Source organism: Salinicoccus sp. Marseille-QA3875, assembly GCF_054950095.1.
Map to the genome: position 1 here is coordinate 1,988,878 of NZ_CM143103.1, position 18,606 is coordinate 2,007,483.

General features: G+C 39.8%; 17 protein-coding genes and 2 pseudogenes. 12 read left to right on the forward strand and 7 right to left on the reverse strand.

Annotated elements, in window-relative coordinates; all coding sequences use genetic code 11:
- Positions 1 to 37: 37 nt before the first annotated feature.
- Positions 38 to 469: pseudogene (locus ACY8DT_RS10195) on the reverse strand (ATP-binding protein); the annotation flags it as partial.
- A gap of 22 nt (positions 470 to 491) precedes the next feature.
- On the opposite strand from ACY8DT_RS10195, the pseudogene ACY8DT_RS10200 reads away from it, so the two are divergent.
- A pseudogene (locus ACY8DT_RS10200) lies at positions 492 to 905 on the forward strand (ATP-binding protein); the annotation flags it as partial.
- Between the two features lie 209 nt (positions 906 to 1,114).
- A complete protein-coding gene (locus tag ACY8DT_RS10205) occupies positions 1,115 to 1,597 on the forward strand; it encodes a hypothetical protein (RefSeq protein ID WP_462420199.1) in 483 nt (160 codons plus the stop codon).
- Between the two features lie 71 nt (positions 1,598 to 1,668).
- Here ACY8DT_RS10205 and ACY8DT_RS10210 read toward each other — a convergent pair whose 3' ends face one another.
- From ACY8DT_RS10210 to ACY8DT_RS10225, 4 genes are all read right to left on the reverse strand, one after another.
- Positions 1,669 to 3,657 carry an acyltransferase family protein gene (locus tag ACY8DT_RS10210; RefSeq protein ID WP_462420200.1) on the reverse strand — a complete coding sequence of 663 codons (1,989 nt, stop codon included), beginning with the start codon at positions 3,655 to 3,657 and terminating at the stop codon, positions 1,669 to 1,671.
- Between the two features lie 298 nt (positions 3,658 to 3,955).
- Complete coding sequence (locus tag ACY8DT_RS10215) at positions 3,956 to 5,161, reverse strand: hypothetical protein (protein WP_462420201.1); 1,206 nt, start codon at positions 5,159 to 5,161, stop codon at positions 3,956 to 3,958.
- Positions 5,162 to 5,203: 42 nt separating this feature from the next.
- The gene (locus tag ACY8DT_RS10220) at positions 5,204 to 6,400 is read right to left on the reverse strand and encodes a hypothetical protein (protein ID WP_462420202.1); all 1,197 of its coding nucleotides are present in this window, start codon (positions 6,398 to 6,400) and stop codon (positions 5,204 to 5,206) included.
- A gap of 320 nt (positions 6,401 to 6,720) precedes the next feature.
- A complete protein-coding gene (locus ACY8DT_RS10225) occupies positions 6,721 to 7,920 on the reverse strand; it encodes a hypothetical protein (RefSeq protein ID WP_462420203.1) in 1,200 nt (399 codons plus the stop codon).
- A gap of 112 nt (positions 7,921 to 8,032) precedes the next feature.
- Between ACY8DT_RS10225 and ACY8DT_RS10230 the strand changes: the two genes are divergently transcribed.
- Together ACY8DT_RS10230 and ACY8DT_RS10235 are read left to right on the forward strand one after the other, a co-directional pair.
- The gene (locus ACY8DT_RS10230) at positions 8,033 to 9,211 is read left to right on the forward strand and encodes an ATP-grasp domain-containing protein (protein WP_462420204.1); all 1,179 of its coding nucleotides are present in this window, start codon (positions 8,033 to 8,035) and stop codon (positions 9,209 to 9,211) included.
- A 220-nt stretch (positions 9,212 to 9,431) separates the two neighbouring features.
- On the forward strand, positions 9,432 to 10,109 hold the full coding sequence (locus tag ACY8DT_RS10235) for a hypothetical protein (RefSeq protein WP_462420205.1): 678 nt from the start codon (positions 9,432 to 9,434) through the stop codon (positions 10,107 to 10,109).
- 106 nt (positions 10,110 to 10,215) lie between these two features.
- Here ACY8DT_RS10235 and ACY8DT_RS10240 read toward each other — a convergent pair whose 3' ends face one another.
- Positions 10,216 to 11,832 carry an amidohydrolase gene (locus ACY8DT_RS10240; RefSeq protein WP_462420206.1) on the reverse strand — a complete coding sequence of 539 codons (1,617 nt, stop codon included), beginning with the start codon at positions 11,830 to 11,832 and terminating at the stop codon, positions 10,216 to 10,218.
- Positions 11,832 to 13,256 carry a sodium:solute symporter family protein gene (locus ACY8DT_RS10245; protein WP_462420207.1) on the reverse strand — a complete coding sequence of 475 codons (1,425 nt, stop codon included), beginning with the start codon at positions 13,254 to 13,256 and terminating at the stop codon, positions 11,832 to 11,834. The genes ACY8DT_RS10240 and ACY8DT_RS10245 overlap by 1 nt, the downstream gene beginning before the upstream one ends.
- A gap of 196 nt (positions 13,257 to 13,452) precedes the next feature.
- Here ACY8DT_RS10245 and ACY8DT_RS10250 point away from each other — a divergent pair, with 196 nt between their 5' ends.
- The 8 genes from ACY8DT_RS10250 to ACY8DT_RS10285 all read left to right on the forward strand — a co-directional run bounded on the left by ACY8DT_RS10250 (position 13,453) and on the right by ACY8DT_RS10285 (position 18,466).
- Positions 13,453 to 14,262, forward strand: a complete 810-nt coding sequence (locus tag ACY8DT_RS10250) for a hypothetical protein (protein WP_462420208.1) — start codon at positions 13,453 to 13,455, stop codon at positions 14,260 to 14,262.
- A 21-nt stretch (positions 14,263 to 14,283) separates the two neighbouring features.
- Positions 14,284 to 15,030 carry a sulfite exporter TauE/SafE family protein gene (locus tag ACY8DT_RS10255; protein ID WP_462420209.1) on the forward strand — a complete coding sequence of 249 codons (747 nt, stop codon included), beginning with the start codon at positions 14,284 to 14,286 and terminating at the stop codon, positions 15,028 to 15,030.
- A 79-nt stretch (positions 15,031 to 15,109) separates the two neighbouring features.
- On the forward strand, positions 15,110 to 15,487 hold the full coding sequence (locus ACY8DT_RS10260) for a hypothetical protein (protein WP_462420210.1): 378 nt from the start codon (positions 15,110 to 15,112) through the stop codon (positions 15,485 to 15,487).
- Complete coding sequence (locus ACY8DT_RS10265; RefSeq protein WP_462420211.1) at positions 15,477 to 16,046, forward strand: YdcF family protein; 570 nt, start codon at positions 15,477 to 15,479, stop codon at positions 16,044 to 16,046. Before ACY8DT_RS10260 ends, ACY8DT_RS10265 begins: the two co-directional genes overlap by 11 nt.
- Before the next feature lie 117 nt (positions 16,047 to 16,163).
- Positions 16,164 to 16,577 carry a RelB antitoxin-like protein gene (locus tag ACY8DT_RS10270; protein ID WP_462420212.1) on the forward strand — a complete coding sequence of 138 codons (414 nt, stop codon included), beginning with the start codon at positions 16,164 to 16,166 and terminating at the stop codon, positions 16,575 to 16,577.
- Positions 16,578 to 16,739: 162 nt separating this feature from the next.
- Positions 16,740 to 16,991: an AbrB/MazE/SpoVT family DNA-binding domain-containing protein gene (locus ACY8DT_RS10275; RefSeq protein WP_462420213.1), complete on the forward strand. Its 252-nt coding sequence runs from the start codon at positions 16,740 to 16,742 to the stop codon at positions 16,989 to 16,991.
- The gene (locus ACY8DT_RS10280; protein ID WP_462420214.1) at positions 16,985 to 17,317 is read left to right on the forward strand and encodes a type II toxin-antitoxin system PemK/MazF family toxin; all 333 of its coding nucleotides are present in this window, start codon (positions 16,985 to 16,987) and stop codon (positions 17,315 to 17,317) included. Before ACY8DT_RS10275 ends, ACY8DT_RS10280 begins: the two co-directional genes overlap by 7 nt.
- Positions 17,318 to 17,431: 114 nt before the next feature.
- Entirely contained in the window at positions 17,432 to 18,466 is a 1,035-nt protein-coding gene (locus ACY8DT_RS10285) for an LLM class flavin-dependent oxidoreductase (RefSeq protein ID WP_462420215.1), read from the forward strand.
- Positions 18,467 to 18,606 lie beyond the last annotated feature (140 nt).

Sequence of the window (18,606 nt, forward strand, 5' to 3'; positions counted from 1 at the left end):
ATAGAAAATTATGAAGTGTTGTAACCGTCAAGTAGAACTCAACACTTCTTTCTTCAAACAATGCTCTTCTGTATTTCATTCGGATACTGTCTTGATTTTCATCAAAGGTGATGATTTCACTTCTATGGAGGAGACGATCCAAGACTGCCGTGGTGAGTGTCGTATCTCCCAGAAACTTGCCCCATTCATTTGGGCCCTTATTCGATGTCAGGATGAACGCTGTTTTGTCATACATATCGTAGATGAACTGGAAGAACAGCTGTGCATCTTGGGGTTCATACGCCATATACATGATGTCATCGATGATGATTAAATCGGATGCGGCCATGCGTTTATACCGGGTTCTCGACTTACTGATATACTCCCGTGTTTTCAGTATGTACACCAGGTGGTCCATGGGGACGAACGAGACCTGATAACCCTGATTCACCGCGTGGATGCCGAGACCGGTTGAGAGGTGGGTTTTACCGTTATGTAAAGCTTTCTATAATGGAAAGAGCCACCTGGCGAGTGGTCTGGGGAGAAAAGCCTGTGAACACGGTTATGAAGTGCGGTTTTTCAGAGTCGCTGAATTGGTGGAACGATTGGAAACCGCATTACGGCAAGATAAATTATCAGCATTCAGAAAACGATTTGAGAAAGTGGATTTGATCGTCCTCGATGAAATGGGGTACCTGCCGTTTGGCAAGGAAGGTTCGGAGCTTTTGTTCCAGCTCATTTCCGAGTGGTATGAACAGAAGAGTCTGATCATCACTTCGAACCTGGAGTTTAGTCAATGGAACAGAATCTTTGTCGATGCCCGACTGACGGCTGCGCTGGTGGATCGGCTCATCCACCACGCTCACGTACTGTCATTTACCGGAGAAAGTTATCGCCTCAGTCATGCATTATCGAAATCACGTTAAATGGACAATACAGGGTGGCAACCCTCTGCATTTTTTCATTGCATTTCTATGTACTTTCTTATTGCGAAACACAAGTGTCTTTGAAAATATATTTTTAAGGTTGTAAATATATTTATTAGATGTAAAATTAAAGTTATTAAATTATCATTTTTATATGATTAAGTTGAGGCATTTTTAATTAAAAAGTTAAATAATGAAAGGAATTAATTATGAAAACAACAAAACTATTTCTTTTAGGTGTTAGTATGATGATTTTAGCAGGATGTGGTGGAGAATCTGAAGAAACCAATGAGAACTCAGAAGAAGGCATGGGAACATTGAGTGCTGAAACTGAAGAAAGTAACGAACCAGAAGCTGATAATACATCAGAAAGTGAAGCAGAATCAACTGAAGAGGATCCAACTCATGACACTGGCTTACTCGATTTAAGCGATAATGAAGAAGGATGGCTTAATTATGAAGGTGATGTCGGTGGAAATAATGAATATCGCATAACTCCAAAAATTGATTATAATCCAAATAAAAATTACGAAATAAATAAAGGTGCTTATGTAACATATTATAGTGGAGATGAATTTATTAAAACAGTTCAACAAGCCGAAGGCTTAATCGAGCAGGTCGAGAATGCTGACAATATACAAGTGAGCTATCATAATTCTTTTAGAAATACAATCTCACTTAGCGAACAATAGTTCATAATTTCAAATTAGATATAATTATTCTAAAAATCCAAGTCTACTACTGACTTGGATTTTATTGATTATCAATTATTACTTTCAATAATATGCATGACATCATCTTGTAATATTGGCCCTAAAGTTCTAGAGTAAGTATTGTTGATATGCCCACCATCATAATATATTAATACATTTCCTATGATTGGCTCATACTCACCGTTTACTTTAAAATACTCTGTGTAATCTACAGGATATATATTTGGGGATCTATAATCTACTAATTCCCATGGAAGTGTTTCATTGATAGGTTCAACATTCATCATTTTTTCTTTGGTGGATTCGTACCCGTACTGTTCTAGATGTTCAACTATATTAAATCCAAATCGTTGGTTATCCCTAATCGCCATCACTGGTAAACCGACTTCATCACCTATAATATTCAACTGTTCTGCCATACCTTCAGGTGGTACCGGTAGTTCTGCAACCCCTATATCAGATGTAGAAACAACTAAATCTAAATCTTCATGGTTTTCATGAAGATATGCAATTACTTTATCATTCCATCTTTTCTGAGATGTACCTTCTTCATGCTCAGTGGAGAAACGACTGCTGACTTGAATCATTGTTAATATACGTATATTCTCTTGTTCGGCAAACTGCTGAAGTGCGCCTAGCCAATGGGCAGAATGTGAACTTCCCACGAGAGCAATGGTATGGTCGTAATCTTCCAACACACCATATTCACCTATCCTGAGCTCTTCACTGGATTTTGCTGAAACATAACCATCATCGTATATATCAGCAAGGTTTTCCTTTGCCTGAGCAAATGAAGGTATAAACTCTTTTTGCTCAACTCTCACATCATCTGCAATGACTAGCGCACCAGGATGCCCGTCTATAATATATTCACCATCAATATCTGTAATAGTACTTTGGTGATAGAAATATAACCCGAATAGTACAACAAGAGTCAGTATCAAACCAGAGCCCAAGACTGCTATTGGTTTCTTACCAAGCTGCATTGATTTGACTGGATACTCGATAAATTCAGTCATCAGCCATGAAAGTACAAATGAGATAATTATGATAGCTAATCCCACAAAGAAGTCTGGAGTTCCTTCAAAATGATACTGATAGAAAGATAGTAAGACCCAATGCCATAGATAAAGTCCAAAAGCATAGCTGCCTGCCTTCATCATCCATTTCGAGCCAAGGAATGACTTCACCCCATACTTCGTATCAATATTGCCGGAAATGAGTATTGCTGATGCACAGAGCATCGGCCACAAAGCAACATAACCTGGGAACATTGTTGAGACATCAAAGACAATACCTGTTAAAAATAAGCCGATTAAGCCCATCCAGCCAAGAATATCACCGAAAAATGGATTGATCTTAATCCGTGCCAGATTCACTACGAGCAGTCCACCTAAAGAAAATTCCCAAACTCGGGTACCCACATCAAAATATGCCCATGGCTGATTCACACCAGTTAAGTAAATGGAATATAAAAATGATAGAACGAATAATGACCCAAGAAAAATATTCACTAATTTCATTCCGCTTATATTGTTTCTTTTAAGAATAAAAAATATGACTGTAAAAATTAAAAACCAAATGATATAAAACTGACCTTGTATCGACATTGCCCAAAAATGTTCGAAAGGAGTACTCATCTGCTCCTGATCTAAATAATCTGTGTTTGATATCGCCAGCTGCCAGTTCTGATAGTAAAGTAGTGATGCCACAGCTTCATTAAACGTCTTTTCAATAATCGACTTTGGCAATAAGAATATGCTGATTAGTGTAGTTGTAAAAACAACAACAATGATTGATGGCAGCAACCTTTTTAAAAGGTTAAATATGTATGGGAAAAACTTAAATTCACCAGTTCTATTATATTTAGATACGATTGACGTAGTAATAAGAAAACCGGATATTACAAAGAATACATCAACACCGCCTGAAATTCGGTTAAACCAGATATGATACACAGCAACTAACAGAGCTGCAACTATTCTCAAACCTTCTATTTCCGGCCGGAATTTTCTTTCCAATTCAATTTTGTTGTTCATTTGTTGTCCTCCTGCATCAATGCTTAAGCTTACTTAAATATACAACATTCTATTGTGATATGTAACAGGATTGGAAATATCTCAATCCAAAAAATATTCAGTTATTTTTTCATTAAGTAATTTCAAATTTTATGCGAGGACTTTGAAGTAGGGTTATACTCATTTTATTTGAATTCATAAAAAATGAGTTTGTCAAAATAGTTAACTATTGTATAGATGACATCGTACATATTATATTGATTTAAAAAGATGTGAAGCAGACAATTATAATCGTCGTCTTCACACCTCTAAGCTTTTACTACAAGCCAGTTTTATTTAAAAGAAAATCTATGTTATAACTGCTGAAAGTTCCAAAGTATTTTGTTTTCAACTCATTAAATTTAAAAATATTTGCTGCCTGTTTAAATTCAACTTCACTCAATGGGCGATCAGAGTTCAATTTATGTTTAACAAGCATTAAGTCGAGCCATTGATCTAAGGGATGGATGCCTTGCCCTTTATAAGTAAAGTAATTCAGGTTAAAGTTAGCACTTGCATTTATTTCAAGAATAATACCGGGATCATTGATAAAGTCAGGAGTGAGGATGTCCACCCCTGCCGTTGATAAGCCTGGGATGGAAGCTACACCCCTCAGACAATTTTCTACAACATCTCTAGAAATAACATGGGAAATATCTACACTTTCCCCGCCCGAAGTCAGATTGGAAATCTTTTGAAGAACAATAACTTCACCGGCTTTCGGTATACTTTGTAAGTGGTAATCGTGCTTTTTCAATGACATTAAAAGCTCATCATTTTTTTGAATAAGTTTACTTTTGAGATAAGGGTTTTGTTTTCTTAAAGCATTCTTATCATCAATGATTGTATCCACAGTATTTAAACCATCACCGACTATGTGTGCAGGTAATCTCAAGGTAGCTGAGGAAAATACGCCTTCGGTAACTGCTATTCGTATATCAAATCCACTGTTCAATTCTTGAATCAGACATTTCACTTCTTTATCAAAGTAAGTTCTTTGAGCTTTAATTGAATTATCCCATTTTGTATCAAAAGTGTCTTCATTCACATTGAATTCTAATCCTGTTCCACTGTTCAATGTCAGTGGCTTGATTAATAAATCTTTGTGATTGTTGTTTTTGACATACTCCAGTGCCTGATCTTTTTCTGTTTCTTTAAACATTTTTGAATTTGTTGTTTTTATATCAAACTGTTTTAGGTAATTCTCTGCAATCCATTTATTACCGCATATTCTGTTAGAATCTTTATGAGTCGTTCCGGGTCTCAATCTTCTCATCTTCCCGATTAATTCTTTTCCCCAATATATATTTGTATGTTTTTGTTTTGGGATTTTTGTTTGTAATCCTTTTTCAGAAGAAAGTCTTCTTAATACACCATGATAGCTGATTGAGTTTTTTTGATAATTTTGAACTTTGATATCATGAAGATCCAGTATTGTCTGTTTCAAAGAACTTGAATCTGAGAAACGGATATTTTCATTATTCATTTAATATAATTCCTTTCATTATAATCAAAATCAATCAGATATTCACATTAAATTTTTGATGCTTTCATCAGAAACTTTAATCTTATCTTTGACGAATTTAAATCGTTCGTTTAATATATTGAAATCTTCTGCGCTGAGGGAATTTAATTCAAGTCGGTTGTCCCTTATTCTCCTCTCCAAACGTGTAATATAAAATAATTGCTTCAAAGGAGTCTGCGGCTGTCCATACATAGGGAAATAGTTCATTTGGAAGTTTGGGCGCTGGTTCACTTCTATCACCGTGCCTGTTTCAGCTGATATATCATCTACGATAATATCCACACCAGCTGTTGATACTCCGGGTATGGCCAGGACTGCATCTTTTGCCTGCTGCAGTATACCAGGAGAGATATGGTCTGTTATTTCATAGTTTTCCCTTCCTTCAGCTACGCTGCTGTGGGTATACAAAATACATAATTCATTTTTTGGTAAAACAGTATTTAAAGAATTATTGGTGAACTTTAAATTGTCATTTAATTCCTCATTTATTTGAATGGAATTTTTCCGGTGAAAGGGATTCAATTCCCTTTCCTTGTTTTTAATATGAATCAATTCTTCAATTGTAGAATTGCCATCTCCTATCACATGGCCAGGGGCTCTGAAAATCACCGAATTTACTATTCCTTCAACAATTGTAATCCGCAATTCAAGTCCTGATACTTTCTTCTGAATTATGAAGGCAGGATTCGCAACTTTAAACTCTTTTTGTACTTTCAAAGATGAATTCCAGGAATTTCTAAAGTTTTCTTTGTTAATATTTATGAATACACCCCGTGCATGACTCAAGTCTTTGGGCTTCAGTACAAAGATTGAAGAATCGTTTTGAGATATAAAATCATATGCTTCATTGAATTCTTTTTCATTAAACACTTTCGTATCCGGTGTCTTGACATCAGAAAATTTTAAAAATCTTTCAGAAAGAATTTTGTCATTTGATATTAAGCGTCCTAAATCTGTGTTATTTGGATAGAAGCCTTTATGATAGTTCATTAAGGAATGCTCTTGATCAAATAAATTCAAATAATATTGGATTCTTCCAGCTCTGCGTTTTCTTTTTTGCTTTTTATTATATCTTATACCGAGTTCAGTCAGTTCCCGTTCAGTAATTTTCAGTAAATCAGTAGTTGTATTTTTTGGATATGTATTTTGAGAGATAAAATTAAATTTGTCTAATGTTTCTTTCAGTAAATTCTCTTCCATTGAGTCTAGTTCAATCCTTTATCTTATGTATTTTAGTATTCATTATCATAATGACTCATACTAAGCGGTATCATTTAAATCAATGTTGTTAATATAAGGCTGATATTCATAAATTATTATAACCTAAGTTTGAGTTGTATACATAGTCATTATGTAGATAGAAAATATGGAGGAACCATTACTGTGAACCGTACGATTATAATAATTTAGCTTGATTTAGTATTTTTTTCTAATTTAGAAATAGGTTATAAGACTAGATGTAAATGAAGCCATGAATCATAATGACGCATGGCTTCATTACAGTAAACTATTATTGAAATTTATTTATTTAATGAAGTATTTTTATAGATTAAATCTCTGAAATATTTTTGCTTTTCCTGGAATAACATGTAGTTTCGAATATATTCATTTTCGTTTTCTATTTTATATTTATCCTGAACATCATTAAGAAATTGATCCCTGGCATAGTATGAGTTTAAAAAATAAGCTTGGGGATCAGTAGACGGACCATATGTGGGGTAGATTGTCGATTGCAGCATTGGGAAAGCATTGATTTCTATGACAGCCGGGTTTTTATCCTCAAAATTCTCCATCATAATATCTACTCCTCCAGAAGGCATGTCAGGAAGAGCTGCCAATGCATCTACTGCTATTTCCTTGATTTCTGAACTTACAAAATTGGTGATATCCACCATTTCTCCACCGAGAGAAGTATTTGAAACTGAAAGTAACAAAACGTACTCATTATTATCCGGAACAGAATCTAAAGTATAACCTGAGTATTCTAAAAAAGATTCCATAGCTGGAGTGGCACTGGATTTTATAAGTTTCCTGCTTAAGTGAGCACATTTTTTCCTCTCAGTATTTTTTAGGTTAATCAAATCACTTATAGTATTTTCACCGTCACCTCGAACATAAGCAGGTACTCTTGCGACAATGGAGTTGAATTTCCCTTCAATTATAGTTGCCCTTGCTTCAAAGCCCTTCAAATAGTTTTGAACTAATATACTCTGACTTTGTTTTCTGCCATGTTTAATCATGGTATTACGGGTTAAGTTCCAAAATTTTTCAAATTCATCTGCAGAAATATTTACGTAGACGCCTCTACCTAAAGACATGTTATTTGGTTTTATAACTACAGTATCATCAAAATTTTTAAAGGAATCAATTTTGGCTTTTTTCATCTCATTACCTTTGTATACTTTAGATATCGTAGTTCTTATATCAGCTAAGGTGAGTATCTTTTCAGTTTCTATTTTGCTGATTGAAACCTTTCTGCCTTTTGCTGAATTTGAAGGATATACGGGACTTCTCAATGAACCTATCAGAGTGTCATCTTTTCTAAGCATATCCAGCTGTTTAAATCCTTTTTTTAAATTTTTAACGCTATGATTAAATCCTAGATTTTCAGCTTTAGTTATATACTGTTCCATAGTATTTATCGTTGTAATATCATCATAAATATTCATTTGTCCATAGGTTATATTGTTATATATGTATTCCAAGTCTTTGTTATCCATAATAAACTCCTAGTCTTTTCTTTAAATTATACATCAAGTTTGTTGTAATTGTTAAATCATTAATATGATAATATTGAATGTACACAAAATAAAAATTATAAAGAGGTATGAAATGAATAATCACGATTTAGAGTATCTTTTAAATAACAATCCATTCAAATATAAAAATTACTATAAAAATGTCCCCACATCGAATCTGGCAATTCAGGAAAGCTATTTAAAATCTTCAGTCATCAATTACAAAAAATTAAAGGCAAAAAAAAGTATTAGAAACAGATATCAAATATTAGATTTGAATGATAATTCGATTTTTGAACTTAGAGAGTTGCAGTACCCTAATAATGGAAGGAATATTAGGAAATTAGTTGAGGACAAGTTAAAAACGGAGAAATACATATCACAATTTGGGATTAACACACCTCAATCCAAGGTGTACCATATGAGTGAAAGAGAACTTGCAAAACAAGAAAGTTTTACAGAGAAAGAAAAAGTTGTTATAAAACCACTTTCTTCATCCAGGGGCAGGGGTGTACAAGTCAATGTCACAAAAGACAGGTTTGATATAAACTGGGATATTGTTAAAAGAGCTTTGAGATTAAAAAATGAATATATACTTGTTCAAAATGTGGTCGAAGGTTTTGAGGCCAGAGCAACCATAATAGAGGGGCAGCTGCTTTCGATCATAGTGAGAGTACCTCCATATGTAACTGGGAATGGCAAGAATACCATTAGTGAGTTAATAGAGATTAAAAATAAGGAGCGAGAAAAATGTGATTTCAGAAAAGATATGTTAATTACTCAATCTGAAACTAATCAGGAATTTCTAACAGCACAAGGTATGAACTTTGATTACATTCCTCCAGAAGCAGAAAATGTACTTTTAAATTCCATATCTAATATCGCTTATGGCGGCGAAACTATTGATATAACCAATCTAGTCTGTGAAGAAACAAAAGAGGCAGCTCTAAATGCGATGGCTTCTATACCGAACCTGAATACATGTGGTATTGATATCATGATGACATCTTTTGATGACATTAATCCAGTGATTTTGGAGATCAATTCGTATCCTTTTTTAAGTCTTCCATATTTACCAACTTATGGTGAAGGTAAAAACCCTACTGAATTATATGTTGAATCACTGGTAACCATGTATCAGAACATCAATCAGCCGTCTAAGAAGTATCACATTAAAAATGAGGATAAATATATTTCTAATTACTTCAGTTTAAACAAACGCAGACAAGATTTGATTAATAAAGTAATGAATAATCTCCCTGTCTATAAATAAACAAAATTTATTAAAACACAGATTGAAATCTCACAGTCTCTTACTTTAATAAGTGTAATAATCAAGTTATTATTTCCCTTAATATTTTGTTGTTTATCTACTTTTCATATTTAAGTCATCGGATTCTGTTCTTTAAGTTATTTCATTATCTAAAAGAAATGGGATGTATTATTATAAGAGTAAGAGGCTTTATATGAGGAAAATTTTCAGGAGGTAATATATGACAAACTCAAATGAATCTAGTATTCCACTTTACCTGGATATCAAATCACAAGAAGACAACCTGTATGCAGAATACGACGGCTCACGACCATGCCTTTATTACATAAACGGTATGATGTCGGAAGACGAACATGTTTTTACATTCTCCCAGGAAGCAGAGTTGATTCATCTGGACGGCAGGACTGTAATCGACAGTATCAACTCATTCGACGTAGACCATATGCTGGATCTTTATATCGCACTGTTCGAAGATGAATATATATGTGTCTCTCATTATGAGAGTAAGAAATTACGCAATCTTAATAAATTGGAGAATGGATTGTTCGAAGTTCCATTGACCAAAACTATATACATTGAAAATAAGGATATGGCCGAGCCATTGATGTACTATGTATATATGCCCTTATCTGAAATTGATCTTCAAGAACTGATTTATGAATGTAGGAAAGCATTCACTTATTTTAAGAAAGAAGCAGAAGCGGTTTACCAGGAAGGTATACTTTTCAATGAGAAATATGATGACTTCATGGAAGAGATTAATCATTTTATAAGAAAATACAAAGTCGAGTTTGAACAGTCGGAAGGTTCGGAAATGATTATCAGTACGATATATGTATTGAGGAAATATCTCAATCTTGACTGGAAACATGTTTATGAGCTGCTGAAAGAACAGTAGAATCGTTTAATCTGGACATATTATTGACGACATCCCAAACAGATTACAAATCAGAAAAGAATACATTCATGAAAAAATTCCGATGTGATTTTCACATCGGAATTTTCTATCTCTCATATACAATTCTGCCATCCACAATCGTCATCTGGATGAGTTCGTCCGACAATGTATTGGATTCTTTGAATGGGTTGTGGCTCAGCACGACAAAGTCTGCATATTTTCCGATTTCGACAGAACCTTCCATGTCTTCAGTGCCGTTCAGTCTCGCTGCATCGATTGTCATCTTACGGTAGGCTTCTTGTCTCGTTAATTTCTGAGTCTCTCCGAGTGTGTCACCGTTCCTCGTCTTCCTGTCGACTGCGATGCTGATGGAGTGGAGCGGGGAGATGTCTGTGACCGGGCAGTCGGAATGGATTGTGGATGTCATGCCCGCTTCTTCCGCCCACCTGACGGGTTCGAGGTTCTTGACTCGTTCCGGTCCTAAAAATTTCGCTTTATGGACATCGCCGAAATAGTATATATGGTTCATGAAGAACGAACCCCCGATATCGTTATCGACCATCTTTTGAATGTCTTTTTGGTTGACTGTCTGCAGGTGTTCCACACGGTTTTGGATATCTGTCTTCTTATATTCCTTCGTCTTTACATACGCACCGATGACCGCTTCAGCCGCCTTATCTCCGTTGGCATGTGTAATGAGCGGGTAGCCGAGCTTCTGGAAATGGGTGTACAGTTCCATCAGTTCTTCGTCGGTAAACTGTGTATCATCGGCTTTCGTGCCGTCATAGTAATCTTCTCTGAGGGCGGCTGTATGGATCTGGATGGAGCCGTCATTGAAGAACTTCGCGCCGCCGAGTGTGGCAAAGCCTTTGCTTAAACTTTCCAGTTTTTCCTTGATTGAATCGCCGTTTTCCCCTTCAAACGCTTCATCATTCAAAAGCAGCTTATAGTCGATCGCAAAGCGTGTTCTGAAGTGCTGCGGGCGTTTGAGATATTCCAGTACCGCATGCCAGTCGTTGATGCCGTTAAGTAAGCCAACGCACATTTCGGTGGCGCTGGTGATGCCACGTGACTGGTAATCTTTTATGCCGCCTTCGATATCATCGGCAAGGTCTTCCGCCTTGATTTCCGGCAGTACGGCTTTTGCCTTATCGAGTGCCGGGAATTCGAACAGGACGCCGTTGACCTGACCGTTCTCATCACGTTCGTAACGGCCGCCTTCGGGGTCCGCGTCCTCGAGGCCGACACCCATGATTTCGAGTGCTTTCGTGTTCACTGCACCCATATGGGCAGAGCTGTGCTGCACATAGATCGGTATCTCTGTCGACACCTTATCCAGATCGAAGCGGTTGGGGTGCCTTTGTTCCGCCAGTTCAAACTCATTGTAGCTGTAGCCGCGGAGCCAGCCGTCACGTAATATCTCATCTTTTTCTTCTGTGAACTTTTCTATCATCTCTTCGATGCTCGAGATGTTATCCGGCGAGCAGTTCAGCTGGCGTCTGAAGTTCGAGTACATCACCAGATGGCTGTGCGTATCAATGAACCCCGGTGACAGAAATTTCCCCTGTATGTCCAAAATATCTTTACCTTCTTCTACAGTGAAACCATCCTGGGCTTTGATATCAGAGATGATCCCATTTTCTATTTTTACCGTTGACAGTTCATGTGTACCCTTTTTAACATCAAGCACTTTCGCATTGATGATTGTCATATGTCTTGCCATTACAGTCTTTCCTTTCTTTCAAGTTTTTCAAAATATGCCGCCTGTACCGTCTCTGTAGGGGCATGTTTCGTAAACAGGCTCCCTCCGACGAGCAGGACGAATGAAACGGTGAAGCCGAACAGCGCATGGTCCATGCCGATCGGCAGGAACGGATAGGCGAGTACCAGTACCGCTGTCCCGATCATGCTGGTGAGTACACCCGCTTTTGTGACGCCTTTCCAGAACATCACGGCTAAAAACGGGAATACCATGATGGTTGCGGTCAGCCTGAGTGCCCACTGGTACGTCGTTGCGATATCTTCGATCGAGTAGGCGAAGATGCATGCGAGTCCCGTAATGATGAGAACTGAAATTCTCGATGATATGAGCATTCTTCTTGGACTCGCAGTTTTATTGATGAAGTTCTGATAGATGTCGACCGTCAGGTTGCTTGAGCCCTGCAGGATGAATGACGTCGCACCGGTCATGAGTGCCGCAAGCAGACCGAGGAAGACGACGCCGCCGACCGGGCTCGCGAGCAGTGTATCCGTCACGTAAGAGAATACCAGATCCGGATGCATGTCGAGCGGCACGAATTGGCGTGCCGACAGGCCGATCAAAAATGGCAGAAATGAAATCAGACCGGCGATGATGAAGCCGAGCGAGTTTGCGCCGATCGCCGTCTTCTCATCTTTCGCTGCGAAGATCCGCTGCCATGTCGACTGCCAGACCATATAGAACGGGCCAACAGATAATGCGTACAATAAAATTTCGCCCATGCCGTCCGGTCCTGTGAAGCTCACAAATTGCGGTTCACTGTTCGCGAAAAGCGCCCCGAGGCCGCCGACGTGGTTGATCGTGACGACTGCGAGCACGACGACACCAATGATGATGATGATCGATTGGATCGCATCCGTAAGAATCGTCGCCGGCAGTCCGCCGATGACCGTGAATATCAAAATGACGATGAACGACAGAAATATGCCCATCGGGATGCTCATGTTCAGCGTAATGTTGAACACCGAACTCATACCGACAAGCTGGAGTGCCGTCGTCGGCACCGAATAGATGAACGCCGACAGGACGGAAGGGATGATACCTGCTTTGCCGCCAAACCTTACCGTGAACAGGTCGGCGAGCGTAATCAGCCTCTGCCTCCGGAGCGGTTTTGCGAAACCAAGAATCAGTATCAATGAAAATACGATGGCGACGAAAGCGAATTTCCAGTAACCGGACAGGCCGACCGTAAAGCCGAGTCCCATCCAGCCGATGAATACCGCAGCGCCGCAAAACGTACTGATGACCGTCCCCGTGATTTTCCAGAAGCCGGTGTTCCAGCCGCTGATCAAATAGTCTTCATACGTGTGGATCCTTCTGAAATACCAGAAGGCGATGCCGAGCATGAAAATGAAATATAGTATGAAATAGGTGATGTACCAAGACATGAATTGACCCCTTTTTAAATCAGTATTATTTTTATATTGATTCATTATACAGAAAATTGGATGGAATGGGGGAGTGGCAGTGAATAAAATTTCATCTCCACCTTTGACTTTCACCTCTATTAATAAGAAGATGTATATTGTAATGATTAAATAATTTCTGGGGGTTATCACGATAAATTATAAGATGAGAGTTTTATTGACACTACCGTTATTATTCATACTCGCTGCCTGCGGTAATGGTGAAGATTCGCTGTTGAACGATGCAGAGATTGAAGAAGGCTATTACATCAACTATAACGGCGGGGAATCCGAGAACGAAGAGATGTATACTTCAGACTTCATCGAATACGATGCAGAGACGGACTATTCTTTGACACGTCCGGCATACATATCCTACTACAATGAAGAGGATTTCATTCAGACGAACCTGTACGTCGACAATATGCCAGTGCTGATTGAAGCAGTGCCGGAAGCGACACATGTCAAGGTCAGCTTCAATCAGAATAATGAAGATGCGATCATATTTACCGATGAAGCACTGGATGGTGCTGAAGCCGGGCATGAAAATGTGCCTGAAGAAGAAGCAGAGGCCGGGTCAGACGAAGCGGACGGATCAGAATCCGGGTCGGATAATGGCGGAGAAGCGGATGAATCTTCTTCCGAAGCGTTCGACTTTAGTTCTATAGAAGGCGAGGTCGTACTCGATACATCAGAATTTACAGATCAGGACCTGTTCATGTACCAGGGCATCAACGAAAATGGTGCATTCACTGCAATGGATGATATGGCCACCACCCGCGGCATTGCCTACGATGGTGATTTGGAATATGCCATCAACCAATCTGCGGTTATCGCGTATTACAGCGACAGTGAATTTCTTGAAATCCATTCCGTCGACGACGAGGGTTATATCGAAAATGTACCGGATGCCAATTTTATCAATATCACTTACAACCTTGACGACATGAACGATCTTGTAATGATTGAAGAAAACCAGACAGATTAGAAAACGAAAGAAGCGAATGCAATGGATATATTACCAATCTTAGCCATACTGATCGTCGGTATCGGTGTCGGTTTCATCAATATCGTCTCGGCCGGCGGCTCGATGCTGACACTGCCGATGCTGATTTTCTTCGGCCTGCCGTCGAATGTCGCGAACGGTACGAACAGAATTGCGATCCTGTTCCAAAATATTTTCGCGATGTATCAGTTTCATAAAAACGGCCACTTGAACTGGAAGCTCGGGCTGTCGCTCAGTGTACCGACGACGATCGCCTCCATTTACGGCGCACAGATCGCTGTCGATATCGCAGAAAACACGTTTGATAATCTGCTCGCGACATTCATGATCATATTTGCGGTGCTGCTCATCATAAAGCCGCAGCGGTTCATCAAAGAGAAGTTCAATCAGACGACGTCCATCATTTTATTATTCATCGCATTCATATTCATCGGCATATACGGAGGCGCCTTGCAGGCGGGCGTCGGATTCTTCATCATGCTGACGCTGCTGACACTTGTACCGAGAATACCGATGGCTGAAATGCACGGTCTTAAGGTGCTCGTAGTCACAATCTATATTTCAGTGTCCACATTCGTCTTTATAGCGAATGGCCTCATCAGCTGGGAATTTGCGATTGCGTTGTCCATCGGTTCAGCGACGGGCGGCTTTCTAGGCGGCAAGTATGCGAGTGTCCTGCCGGATAAGCTGCTTGAGAAGATACTGATTGCTGCAATCATCTTCTTTGCCGTCATCCTTTTGATGCGGTAATTGTTATTGATTGATTTTAAACGTTTGTAAGTTGTATCATTTAGCTGAAATTAAATAATGGATGACAGGAGGACAAAGTGTGTTTACTCAAATCATCAGACTGCTACTCGTGTCCTCGGTGCTCGTCATGAGTGCCTGTCAGGCTGAATCTGTAAATGAAAATCTGATTAATAAAGTCAACAGTATCGACGACAGCTGGATCAATTATGAAGGCGCGGAAGAGAACAACAACACGATGGTCCGCTCGCAGTTCATCCCTTACGATCCGGATAAGGCATACGAAGTGAATTACCCGACGTACATTGCGTACTATGACGGTGAGAAATTCCTTGAGACCATCCGTCATCAGGACACGCCGGCGACGGTAGAAACGGTGGAAGAAGCGGACGGCGTCATCGTCAGTTTCAATAAGAAGAATAAAAACGGCATGCAGATGGTGGTAACGGATGAACAGTAAACTTTATATCGTCATTCTGCTGCTCTTCATCTCAATGCTCGGACTTCTCATTGCCGACAGCTTTTACCATAACTACACCGATGAGCCGGAAGACAGTGACGTCATCATCGTCCTTGGCGGCGGTGACCAGGGCAGGATGGATAAAGCTGCTGAACTGTATCAGGCCGGTTATGCGGATACAGTAATCATGACACCGATCGGAGACAGATTCAGTGGAGAAGAGCTGAAGTCCATCGGTAGACATTACGGCATCGACGAATCGGATATCATAGTCGAGGAAGAATCTGACAGCACCTATACAAATGCAGAGGAATCAATCAAGATCATGGAAGAAGAAGGCTTCGATTCGGCGCTCGTCGTTACGAACGACTATCATACTAAAAGATCAAGACTCGCTTTCGACCGGGTAAACGAGGGCGATAAGACCTTTATTTTCATCAATGCCATGAACTTATCAGGTGAGAGATGGTATGAACGGGAAAACTCCGGTACCATTTGGCTGAATGAATTTGTGAAGACATGGGGTTACAGATTCGGATTGTATAATTGGTTCGGATGATAGGGAACAATCAGAAACCTCCCGGCAGTTTAGAAACTGCTGAGAGGTTTTTATTATGGCTTTAACAGTGTAATAAAATTCATTCGTAGTATAATCTACATAAAAGGGGTGGAGAACGTGAGACGTGTATTAAAAGCTGCAGATGTGAGGGAAGAGTGGGATGACTTCAATGATGACGTGATCGGTTCAGGACCTGCGTTCGTTGAAAAGGATGGAATGGAGTGGGTGGCCATAAGCACCAATCAGTTTGATGCCATCCTGAATTATTTTGTGCTGGAAGCGGAATATTTCAATGAAGAAGATGGTTCGGTGACTTTCTCCATGGTGGATCTGGACATTGCAGAAAACGGCGAGACGAAAGAGGCTGCGATCGAGATTCTTGTCGGTGAATTATTTGAATACGCAAAAGAATATCAGGAAAATTTTAATATGTACTTCAATTCTTCCAACCGGCAACATCACCTGCCATATGTGCTGAAGATCCTATCCTGCGACAATAAGGAGATTTTGAAAACGATAGTGAGGTACTGAGGGTATAGTTTAATTGATAGTTCTGTTTCTACTGCAAGAAAAGTTTACTGATTAATGACCAGGATGATTCATAATAAGAAATTATCAACAATAAAGAGACACACCTTTTGTATTTACATAAGTAAGTACATTTGTTACGATTATAAATGTGAGGTGTTGATTATGAGTTCTAAAAACGCAAAGGTTTTTAAGAGTGGTAACAGTCAGGCAATCAGTTTGAATAAGTCGGCTTTTAATGAAGCGGGTCTGTCAATAGGAGATGAACTAATTGTGGAAATTAAAGATGAGCAATTAACTTTCACCAAAAAACAAAAAGATATCAAAGATGAAATACAAGATTTTTACCGTCAAGGCGGAAAATATGATGAAAAAGAAATAGACTTCGGTGAATCTGTTGGTAAAGAACTATGGTAAAGCAGTTCGATATAGCATTAGTAGATTTCGATCCTGCTAAAGGAAAAGAAAAAGGAAAATACAGACCTTGTGTCATTATCAGTAATGATTTATTGAACAGCAGCAATACAATCAGTTGGGTCATGCCAATTACGAGCAGAAGTAAGCGGTTTCCATCTGATATTCCTTTAAAAACTAAGAACAACAAAGTGACGGGAATCATAGACACGGTTCAAATAAGGGCGATAGATCTATCAGTAGGAGATACGAAAATAGTTGATACTTTACAGGAACAATTGAAACATCAACTTTTAAGATCAATAGCTGCACATACAGAAGTAATATAAAAATATCGGTGGCGGATGAAAATTCTGTCAGCCGATTTTTTATTTCCAATAAAGTCCTTCTCAGTCTCAATCATTTGAGAGCACTCCCCAATAATGATACGGTGTTGGGTAGAATTGATACATAAAGGAGAACGGAATCACATGACAAAACGTATACCACTCAATCTGCTCGAACTGGTGGGCATCTCTGAAAACCAGACGGTCAGGGAAGCGATCGAAGCGGCGATGGAAAATGCAAAACTGATCGACAAATTGGGTTTCAAACGCCTCTGGTTCGCAGAACACCATAATACGAAAAACCTGGCTTCGGTTTCGACCGCGCAGCTGATCCAGATGGCGGCGGACCGGACGGAAAATATCCGTGTCGGCTCGGGCGGCATCATGCTGCCGAACCATTCACCGCTTCAGGTGGCGGAGAATTTCGGCACGATTGCACAGATGCATCCGGACCGGATCGACCTCGGTCTCGGACGGGCACCGGGGACGGATCAGATGACGTCCCAGCTCATTACGCGTTCCAGCAGTGATGCCCAGAATTTTGCGAATTCGATCTACGACATGATCGGCTGGTTCAGCGACGAAGGCCAGGGCAAGAGCGTCCCGGTCACTTCGACCGTCGGCACTGGGACGAACATCCCGATATGGGTGCTCGGTTCCAGCATGAACGGAGCGTCGATCGCCGGCCAGCTTGGCCTGCCATATTCCATTGCGACGCACTTCGTGCCGGATGACTACAAACAGAAAATTGAAACATACCGCTCGGCATTCACGACCTCGCAGCCGACGTCACAGATTTCGGAGCCTTACGTCATGGCGGGAATAAACGTCATCGTGGCACCGACGGACGAAGAAGCGGAAAAAATCTGGACGACATCCCAGCAGATGCTCGCAGATATACAGACGGGCAAGCAGCGTAAACTCCAGCCGCCGGTCGACCCTGCAGAACTTGGGTCAGAAGAGACGCGTGCGATGATGGACGGCATGTTCAGCCTGAAAGCCGTCGGTTCACCCGAAACGGTGAAGGCCAAACTGGAAGCTTTCGCCGAAGACTCCGGCGCGGATGAACTAATTGTCGTCACATACACTTACGACCCGGCTGATCGGAAGCGGTCGATGGAACTCTTGGCGGATCTGTGGTTCGAGGAGTAGAAGAAATTGATACTATCAACTAACTGACTCGCAGTTAATCTGATAGAAGCGTTCTATCGGCCAAGTGATGGTTGGTTTGGCCGGTAGGGCCGCTCTACAACTCAAATCCTGCAAAAAATAAATGATGCAAAAAGCCTCCA